At 76.3% G+C, this 8,394-nt stretch carries 8 protein-coding genes; 6 read left to right on the forward strand and 2 right to left on the reverse strand.

Annotation, left to right across the window (positions count from 1 at the left end):
* The 5 genes from cobJ to cobC all read left to right on the forward strand — a co-directional run.
* Positions 1–1,243 (forward strand): precorrin-3B C(17)-methyltransferase (gene cobJ, locus ABD317_RS29790; RefSeq protein WP_344293788.1); only part of this gene is annotated, 1,243 nt, incomplete at its 5' end.
* On the forward strand, positions 1,240–1,503 hold the full coding sequence (locus ABD317_RS29795) for an ATP-binding protein (RefSeq protein ID WP_344293791.1): 264 nt from the start codon (positions 1,240–1,242) through the stop codon (positions 1,501–1,503). The genes cobJ and ABD317_RS29795, both read left to right, overlap by 4 nt.
* Positions 1,500–2,114 carry a precorrin-8X methylmutase gene (locus tag ABD317_RS29800; protein WP_344293793.1) on the forward strand — a complete coding sequence of 205 codons (615 nt, stop codon included), beginning with the start codon at positions 1,500–1,502 and terminating at the stop codon, positions 2,112–2,114. The genes ABD317_RS29795 and ABD317_RS29800 overlap by 4 nt, the downstream gene beginning before the upstream one ends.
* A gap of 70 nt (positions 2,115–2,184) precedes the next feature.
* On the forward strand, positions 2,185–3,150 hold the full coding sequence (locus ABD317_RS29805) for a sirohydrochlorin chelatase (protein WP_344293795.1): 966 nt from the start codon (positions 2,185–2,187) through the stop codon (positions 3,148–3,150).
* The gene (gene cobC, locus ABD317_RS29810) at positions 3,107–4,231 is read left to right on the forward strand and encodes an Rv2231c family histidinol phosphate aminotransferase CobC (protein ID WP_425582467.1); all 1,125 of its coding nucleotides are present in this window, start codon (positions 3,107–3,109) and stop codon (positions 4,229–4,231) included. The genes ABD317_RS29805 and cobC overlap by 44 nt, the downstream gene beginning before the upstream one ends.
* A gap of 81 nt (positions 4,232–4,312) precedes the next feature.
* On the opposite strand, the gene ABD317_RS29815 is transcribed toward cobC, so the two are convergent.
* Positions 4,313–5,854: an aldehyde dehydrogenase (NADP(+)) gene (locus tag ABD317_RS29815; RefSeq protein ID WP_344293801.1), complete on the reverse strand. Its 1,542-nt coding sequence runs from the start codon at positions 5,852–5,854 to the stop codon at positions 4,313–4,315.
* A gap of 147 nt (positions 5,855–6,001) precedes the next feature.
* On the opposite strand from ABD317_RS29815, the gene ABD317_RS29820 reads away from it, so the two are divergent.
* Positions 6,002–6,772 (forward strand): IclR family transcriptional regulator domain-containing protein, encoded by a 771-nt coding sequence (locus ABD317_RS29820; RefSeq protein ID WP_027753523.1) that lies wholly within the window; start codon positions 6,002–6,004, stop codon positions 6,770–6,772.
* A gap of 8 nt (positions 6,773–6,780) precedes the next feature.
* Here the strand turns inward: ABD317_RS29820 and ABD317_RS29825 are convergent, their stop codons facing one another.
* Positions 6,781–8,229 (reverse strand): NCS2 family permease, encoded by a 1,449-nt coding sequence (locus ABD317_RS29825; RefSeq protein WP_344293797.1) that lies wholly within the window; start codon positions 8,227–8,229, stop codon positions 6,781–6,783.
* Between the last annotated feature and the right edge of the window lie 165 nt (positions 8,230–8,394).

Raw genomic sequence — 8,394 nt, forward strand, 5'->3', positions numbered from 1 at the left:
GCCGCACGTCGGGGCCGGAGGCGGGGCCGGCGGCGGGGCCGCGGTCTCGACGGACGTCCGCCTGTACGTCACCGACCGCCGCCTGCCGCTCGCGGCCCGCGAAGCGGTGCTCCGCCCGCCGTCGCTCGTCGTCGGGGTGGGCGCCAGCCGCGGGGCGCCGGCGGACGAGGTGCTGGGGCTCGTCGGGGAGACCCTCGAAGACGCGGGGCTGAGCCCGCCCTCCGTCACCGCGCTCGCCACCGTCGACGCGAAGGCCGGCGAGCGGGGGCCGCCCGCCCCCGCCGAGCGCCTGGGGGTGCCGCTGCGCACGTTCCCGGCCGCCGCGCTGGCCGCCGTGGACGTGCCCACCCCGTCCGCAGCGCCCCTCGCCGCCGTGGGCACGCCCAGCGTCGCGGAGGCCGACGAGCTGACCGCCGCCGGCGCGGACGACGAACTCGTCGTACGCAAGCGGAAGTCCGCCCCCGCCGGCCGCCCCGCGATGGCCACCTGCGCCGTGGCCCGCCGCCGGCCCCGCGGAAGGCTCGCCGTCGTCGGCCTCGGGCCGGGTGCCCGCGATCTGCTGACGCCGCGCGCCCGCGCGGAGCTGCGCCGGGCGTCGGTGGTCGTCGGCCTCGACCAGTACGTCGCGCAGATCCGCGACCTGCTCCGCCCCGGCACGCGGGTCCTGGAGTCCGGGCTGGGCGCCGAGGAGGAACGCGCCCGCACCGCCGTGGCCGAGGCACGCGCGGGGCACGCGGTGGCGCTGGTCGGCAGCGGCGACGCGGGCGTGTATGCGATGGCGTCGCCGGCGCTGGCGGAGGCGGGCGCGGACATCGACGTCGCCGGCGTGCCGGGGGTGACGGCGGCGCTGGCCGCGGCGGCGCTGCTGGGTGCGCCGCTGGGGCACGACCACGTCGCCGTGAGCCTTTCTGACCTGCACACGCCGTGGGCGGTGATCGAACGCAGGGTGCGGGCGGCGGCGGAGTCGGACCTCGTGGTCACCTTCTACAACCCGCGCAGCCGCGCCCGGCACCGGCAGCTGCCGGAGGCGCTGGCGCTGCTGGCGAAGCACCGCGCGCCGACGACGCCGGTGGGCGTCGTACGGAACGCGTCCCGGCCGGACGAGCACGTGCTGCTGACGACGCTGGCGGAACTCGACCCGCGGTCCGTCGACATGATGACCGTGGTGACGGTCGGGAACTCGGCGACGCGCGAGGTCGCGGGCCGGATGGTGACCCCGCGCGGCTACCGGTGGCAGATGTGAGCGCCCGCACGGGCCCGGCCGTCCCCACCGGCCCCACCGGCCCCGCCGTCCCGGCCGCCCGCGCCGCCCCGGCCGTCCCCACCGTCAACGACCGCTGCACCGGCTGCGGCGCCTGTCTGCTCACCTGCCCCGAGCACGCCGTCCGCCCGCGCGGCGGCGCCCTGTTCGTCCGGGCCGACCTGTGCACCGGCTGTCTGGAGTGCGTGGAGGTCTGCCCGGCCGACGCCATCGACGAAGCCCCGAAGGAGTCCCACCCGTGACGAGGACCGCGAGGACCGTCCACCCCATCGAGGAGGAGTCGTACCGGCGGCTGCGCGCCCGGGTCGGCACCGCGCACCTGCCGCCGCTGACCCGCGCGGTCGTCGAGCGCGTCATCCACTCCTCCGCCGACCTCGCCTACGCCGGCGACCTGGTGTGCGACGAGGCGTCGCTGGCCGCCGCACACGCCGCGCTGCACGCCGGCGCGCCGGTCGTCGCCGACGTGGAGATGGTCGCGGCGGGCATCACCGCCCGCCGGGCGGTCTGCCGGCTGCGCGACGCGGTGGCCGCGCCGGGCCTGACCCGGTCGGCGGCCGCGGTGCGGCTGGCGTACGAGGAGGTGGGCGACGGCGCCGTGTGGGTGGTCGGCTGTGCGCCCACGGCGCTGACGGAGCTGATCGCGCTGGGGGCGGCGCCGGCGCTGGTGGTCGGGCTGCCGGTGGGGTTCGTGGGGGCGGCGGAGAGCAAGGCGGCGCTGCGGGCCTCGGGGCTGCCGGCGGTCAGCAACGTCTCCGAGAAGGGCGGTTCCGCGGTGGCCGCCGCCGTGCTGAACGCCCTGCTCTACGCCCCGCCCCCGACCGGCACGCACCCGGCCGCCACCGCCGGCCCGTGACCGCCGCCGGCGCCCGTTCCGCACCACCCCGCCCGGCGCCGCCGGGCCCCGTACCACCGAGGAGACGTCAGTGACCAAGCCCGCCCTGCTCATCGCCGGCCACGGCACCCGCGACGCCGCCGGCGCCGAGGCGTTCCGCGCGTTCGTGCGCGTGCTCGCCGACCGCAGCCCCGGGCCGCCCGTGGCCGGCGGCTTCATCGAGCTGTCCCCGCCGCCGCTGGGCGAGGCCGTCGCCGGGCTCGTCGACCGCGGCGTACGGCACTTCGCCGCCGTGCCGCTCATGCTCGTCTCCGCCGGGCACGCCAAGGGCGACATCCCCGCCGCGCTGGCCCGCGAGAAGGAGCGGCACCCCGGCCTCTCGTACTCCTACGGGCGGCCCCTCGGCCCGCACCCGAAGCTGCTGTCCGTGCTGGAGCGCCGCGTGGACGAGGCCCTCGGCGCGGCGGGCGCGGACGCCCGTGCCGCGCGGGCCCGTACCACCGTCCTCCTCGTCGGCCGCGGGTCCACCGACCCTGACGCCAACGCGGAGGTGCACAAGGCCGCCCGGCTGCTCTGGGAGGGCCGCGGCTACGCGGGCGTCGAGACGGCGTTCGTGTCGCTCGCCGCGCCCGACGTCGCCGCGGGCCTGGAGCGGTGCCGCCGGCTGGGCGCCGGGGGCACCCGTGCCGAGGGCCGGGGGAACGTCGTCGTGCTGCCCTACTTCCTCTTCCCCGGCGTGCTCCCCGACCGCGTCGCCCGCCAGGCGCGGGAGTGGGCGGCCGCGCACCCGGAGGCCGGGGTGCGCACCGCGGACGTCATCGGCCCGGCCGAGGAGCTGGTCGAGCTGGTGACGGAGCGGTACGAGGAGGCCGTCGCCGGCGACCTGCGCATGAACTGCGACTCCTGCGTCTACCGCATCGCCCTGCCCGGCTTCGAGGACAAGGTCGGCATCCCGCAGCAGCCGCACTTCCACCCGGACGAGGACGGCACGGGCCACGGACACGGACACGGCCATGGGCACGGGCACCACCACGGCGACCACGCCCATGCGCACTGAACCCCCCGCCCCCGCCCGTCACGACCTCCGCCACCACGGCGACGCCGAACTCCGCGACGCCGCGCCCGGCCTGACCGACCTCGCCGTCAACGTCCGCGCCGGCACGCCCCCCGGCTGGCTCAGGGAACTCCTCGCCGGCTCCCTCGACCGGCTCGCCGCCTACCCCGACGGCCGCGCCGCCGGCACCGCCGCCGCCGCCCGGCACGGGGTGCCGGCCGGCCGGGTACTGCTCACCGTCGGCGGCGCCGAGGCGTTCGTGCTGCTGGCCCGGGCGCTGCGGCCGGCGGTGCGCCGGGCGGTGGTCGTCCACCCGCAGTTCACGGAGCCGGAGGCGGCGCTGCGCGACGCCGGGCACGAGGTGGAGCGGGTGCTGCTGCGCGCCGGGAACGGCTTCCGGCTGCCGCCGCGGGCGGTGCCCGAGGACGCCGACCTCGTCGTCGTCGGCAACCCGACCAACCCGACGTCCGTCCTCCACCCCGCCGCGGCCGTCGCCGCGCTGGCCCGGCCGGGGCGGACGCTCGTCGTGGACGAGGCGTTCATGGACGCGGTGCCGGGCGAGCGCGAGTCGCTGGCCGGGCGCACGGACGTGCCCGGGCTGGTCGTCCTGCGCAGCCTCACCAAGACCTGGGGGCTCGCCGGCCTGCGCGTCGGCTACGTCCTCGGCGACGCCGGCACCGTCGCCGCGCTGGGGCGGGCGCAGCCGCTGTGGCCGGTGTCGACGCTGGCGCTGGCGGCGGCCGAGGCGGTGTGCGGGCCGCGGGCGCTCGCGGAGGCGGCCGCGGCGGGCCGGACGGCCGCCGCCGACCGGGCGTACCTGCTGCGCAGGCTCGGAGAGTTCGCGGAGGTCACGACCGCGGGGACGGCCGAGGCGCCGTTCGTCCTCGTCCGGGTCGCCGGAGTCGCGGGAACGGACGGCACCGCCGCGGGGCTCGTCGTACGCGAACGGCTGCGCGCCCTCGGCTTCGCCGTCCGCCGCGGCGACACGTTCCCCGGCCTGGGCCCCGCGTGGCTGCGGCTCGCGGTCCGGGACCGGCGGACGACGGACCGGTTCGCCGACGCGCTGGCCCGGGCGCTGACGTAGCTCTCCCGGACCGCGGGGGCCGGACCCCCGTACGGACGGCGGGTGCGGGCGGCGTGCGAACCGCCGCCCGCACCGTACGCGTCAGCTCTGCCGGACGCCGTTCACCGTGCGGGGCACGTCCGCCGGATCGGCGTCGCGCAGCTCGGCGGGCAGCAGCGGCTGCGGCGTGTTCTGGTACGTCACCGGGCGCAGCCAGCGCTCGATCGCCGTGCCGCCGACGGACGTCGAGGTCGACGTGGTCGCCGGGTAGGGGCCGCCGTGGTGCTGGGCGGGGGCGACGGCGACGCCCGTGGGCCAGCCGTCGACGAGGACCCGCCCGGCGAGCGGGGTCAGTTCGGCCAGCAGCCGCGCCGCACCGGCGTCCCCCGTGTCCTCCGTGCCCGCCGCCTCCGCCGCGCCCAGGTGCGCGGTCGCCGTGAGGTTGCCCGGGAGCCGGGCCAGCACCGCGGAGACCTGCGCGACGTCCCCGTACCGCACGATGACGGTCACGGGCCCGAAGCACTCCTCCACCAGCAGGTCGTAGTCCCCGCCGCCGGCGAGGCGCTCGGCGTCGACGGTGAGGAAGCCGCCGCTGACGGTGTGCTCCCCGTTCGCGCCCGGCGTCACCGGGCTCTCCACGCCGGGCAGCTCCGCCCGCTCCCGTACGCCCGCGACGAAGGCCGTCCGCATCCGCGGGTCGAGCATCACGCCCGGCTCGGTGTCGCTGACCGCCGCCGTGAGCGAGGTGACGAGCCGGTCCCCGGCCTCGCCCGCCGGTACCAGCACCAGACCCGGCTTCGTGCAGAACTGGCCCACGCCCAGCGTCATCGACCCGGCGAGCCCCGCGCCGATCTCCTCGGCCCGCTCCGCGGCCGCCGCCTCGCTGACGACGACGGGGTTGAGGCTGCCCAGCTCGCCGTGGAACGGGATGGGCCGGGGACGGGCCGCGGCGGCGTCGAACAGGGCCCGCCCGCCGCGGACCGAGCCGGTGAACCCGGCGGCGGCGACGAGCGGATGGCGTACCAGCTCCACGCCCGCGTCGAAGCCGTGCACGACGGAGAGCACCTCCTGCGGCAGCCCCGCCTCCGCCGCCGCGCGGTGCAGCAGCGCCGCGCACAGCTCGGAGGTGCCGGGGTGGTCGGGGTGGGCCTTGACCACGACGGGGCAGCCGGCGGCGAGCGCGCTGGCGGTGTCGCCGCCGGGGACGGAGAAGGCGAGCGGGAAGTTGGAGGCGGAGTAGACGGCGACGACGCCGAGAGGCACCTTCCAGCGGCGCAGGTCGGGCCGCGGCGGGACGAGGGAGGCGTCGGCGTGGTCGATGCGCACGTCGAGGAAGTCGCCGGCCTCGGCGATGTCGGCGAAGGCGCGCAACTGGTAGGTCGTGCGGGTGAGTTCGCCGCTGAGCCGGCCGGGGCCGAGGGCGGTCTCGGCGTCGGCGCACTCGACGACCTTGTCGACGTGCTGGTCGAAGAGGTCGGCCGCGGCCCGCAACAACCGGGCGCGCTGCGCGCGATCGGCGAGCGCCGCGGCGGCGGCGTGCGCGGCGCGTACGGTCTTGTCGATCTCCTCGGCGGTCGCCTCGGTGGCAACCTGCTCCCGGCGGTTACCGGTGCGGGGGTCGACGCTCCAGACTGGTGCGGACACTGGTGCGGACAACTGAGATGTCTCCGTTCCTCTTGCACACATGGCGGACGGTGACCGACGATACCGGTGGTTCGATATTCTGAACGCCGTCTCTATACGTGAATCTCTTGGATTTGTATCGCTGTTCAAGCGAAGGGGTCAAGCGCCATGGGGGTCGCCGACGCCGGTGGGGGTCAGGTCAAGTCTGCCGTCCGCACCGTGGAACTGCTTGAGTATTTCGCGGCCCGGCCCGGAATGCACAGCCTCGGCGACGTCCAGCAAGCCGTCGGCTACCCCAAGTCCAGCCTCTATATGCTCCTTCGCACGCTCACGGAGCTGGGCTGGGTGGAGACGGACGGCACCGGCACGCGGTACGGGATCGGGGTGCGGGCGCTGCTCGTCGGCACGTCGTACATCGACGGCGACGAGGTCGTGGCCGCCGCCCGCCCCACCCTCGACCGGCTCGCGGACGACACCACGGAGACCATCCACCTGGCGCGGCTGGACGGCGTGAACATCGTCTATCTCGCCACCCGCCAGTCGCAGCACTACCTGCGGCCGTTCACCCGCGTCGGCCGCCGGCTCCCGGCGCACGCGACGGCGCTGGGCAAGGCGCTCCTCGCGACGTACCCCGACGAGGCGGTCCGCAAGCTGCTGCCGGAGTCGCTGGCGCCGCTGACCGAGCACACGGTCACCGACCGGGAGCAGCTGATCGAGGAGCTGCACGGGGTGCGCGAGCGCGGCTACGCCCTGGACCGGGAGGAGTCGACGCTGGGGCTGCGCTGCCTCGGGGTCGCGATCCCGTACCGTACGCCGGCGCGGGACGCGATCAGCTGCTCGGTGCCGGTGGCGCGGCTGACGCCGGGGCACGAGCAGGGGATCCGGGAGGCGCTGCTCGACGCCCGGGACCGCCTCACGCTGGCGACGCGCCACCTCTGACCCGGGGCTCACACGCCGAGCAGGTCCTCGATCGGCTCGATCGCGAAGTAGACCGTGAACAGCGCCGACGCCGCCCACATCAGCGGGTGCACCCGCCGGGCGCGGCCCATGACCGCCTGGAGGACCACGTAGGCGATGAAGCCCGCGCCCAGGCCGTTGGTGATGGAGTACGTGAAGGGCATCACGGCGATCGTCAGGAAGGCCGGGACGGCGATGTCGTAGCGGGTCCAGTCGACGTGGCGGACCTGCGTCATCAGCAGGAAGCCGACCGCGACCAGCGCCGGCGCCGCCGCCTGGGAGGGGACGACCAGGGCGAGCGGGGTGAAGAGGAGGGCCAGGCCGAAGAGGGCGCCGGTGACGAGGTTCGCCAGGCCGGTGCGGGCGCCTTCGCCGACGCCAGCGGCGGACTCGATGTAGCTGGTGTTGGAGGAGCCGGAGGCGGCGCCGCCGGCGACGGTGGCGAGCCCGTCGACGAAGAGGAGCCGGCCCAGGCGGGGGACGCGCCCGCGCTCGTCGAGGAGGCCGGCCTCGCTGGTGACGCCGACGGCCGTGCCCATGGTGTCGAAGAAGTCGGTGAGGAAGAGGGTGAACACGAGCAGCACCACCGTCACCGCGCTGACCTCGTCGAACGCCCCGAAGAAGCTGAACTCCCCGAGCAGCCCGAAGTCCGGCGCCTCGACCACGTCGCCGGGCCAGTCGGGCACGGTCAGGCCCCAGGCCTCGTCGGCGATGTCCGCGACCGAGTTGATGACGATGGCGACCACGGTCATCGCCATGATGCTGATGAGGATTGCGCCCTTCACGCCCCGCGCGAGCAGCGACACGGTGAGCAGCACGCCGGCGCAGAACACGACGACCGGCCAGCCGCCGAGCGTCCCGCCGCCGCCGAGCTGCAGCGGGACGGTGGTGCCGGCGGCGTCCGGGATCCGGGTGGCGAAGCCGGCGTCGATGAAGCCGATGAGGGCGATGAACATGCCGATGCCCACACTGATCGCCATCTTCAGCGGCTGCGGGATGGCGTTCATGACGGCCTCGCGCACGCCGGTGGCGGCGAGCAGGCAGACGACGATGCCCTCCAGCACGACGAGGCCCATCGCGTCGGGCCAGGTCATCAGCGGGGCGATCTGGTACGCGACGACGGTGTTGAGGCCGAGTCCGGCGGCCAGCGCCAGCGGCAGGTTGGCGGTCAGCCCCATGAGCACGGTCATCACGGCGGCGACGAGCGCGGTGACGGTGACGAGCTGGCCGAAGTCGAGCTGGTTGCCGTACTTGTCCTCGGCGCCGCTGAGGATGATCGGGTTGAGCACGAGGATGTACGCCATCGTGAAGAACGTGGCGAGCCCGCCGCGTACCTCCCGGGCGGCGGTCGAGCCGCGCTCGCGGATGCGGAAGAGGCGCTCCAGGGCCGCCGGACTCGGCGCCGGGGCGGGGGACTTGTCGGTGGGGTGGTCGGACACGGGGGGCTCCTGAGCGGCGGCGGGGACGGTGGCCGTGGCACGGCAGATGGCATTGTGCCTGCTGAGGCGCCTGATCAGGTTGAGCTTGTGTTACGCCTCCGCAGCGGACCCGCACCGCCGCCGCCCCGTCGCGCCCCACCGGCCCCGGCCCGCGCGCGCCGGGGC

Origin of the sequence: Streptomyces synnematoformans (assembly GCF_039531005.1) — a bacterium.
Taxonomy (GTDB): domain Bacteria; phylum Actinomycetota; class Actinomycetes; order Streptomycetales; family Streptomycetaceae; genus Streptomyces; species Streptomyces synnematoformans.

What these genes read in the sequence shown, in the direction of transcription:
- cobC (WP_425582467.1), top strand. Translation starts at nt 3,107, where the DNA reads ATGGGCACGGGCACCACCACGGCGACCACGCCCATGCGCACTGAACCC.
- ABD317_RS29820 (WP_027753523.1), top strand. Translation starts at nt 6,002, where the DNA reads ATGGGGGTCGCCGACGCCGGTGGGGGTCAGGTCAAGTCTGCCGTCCGC.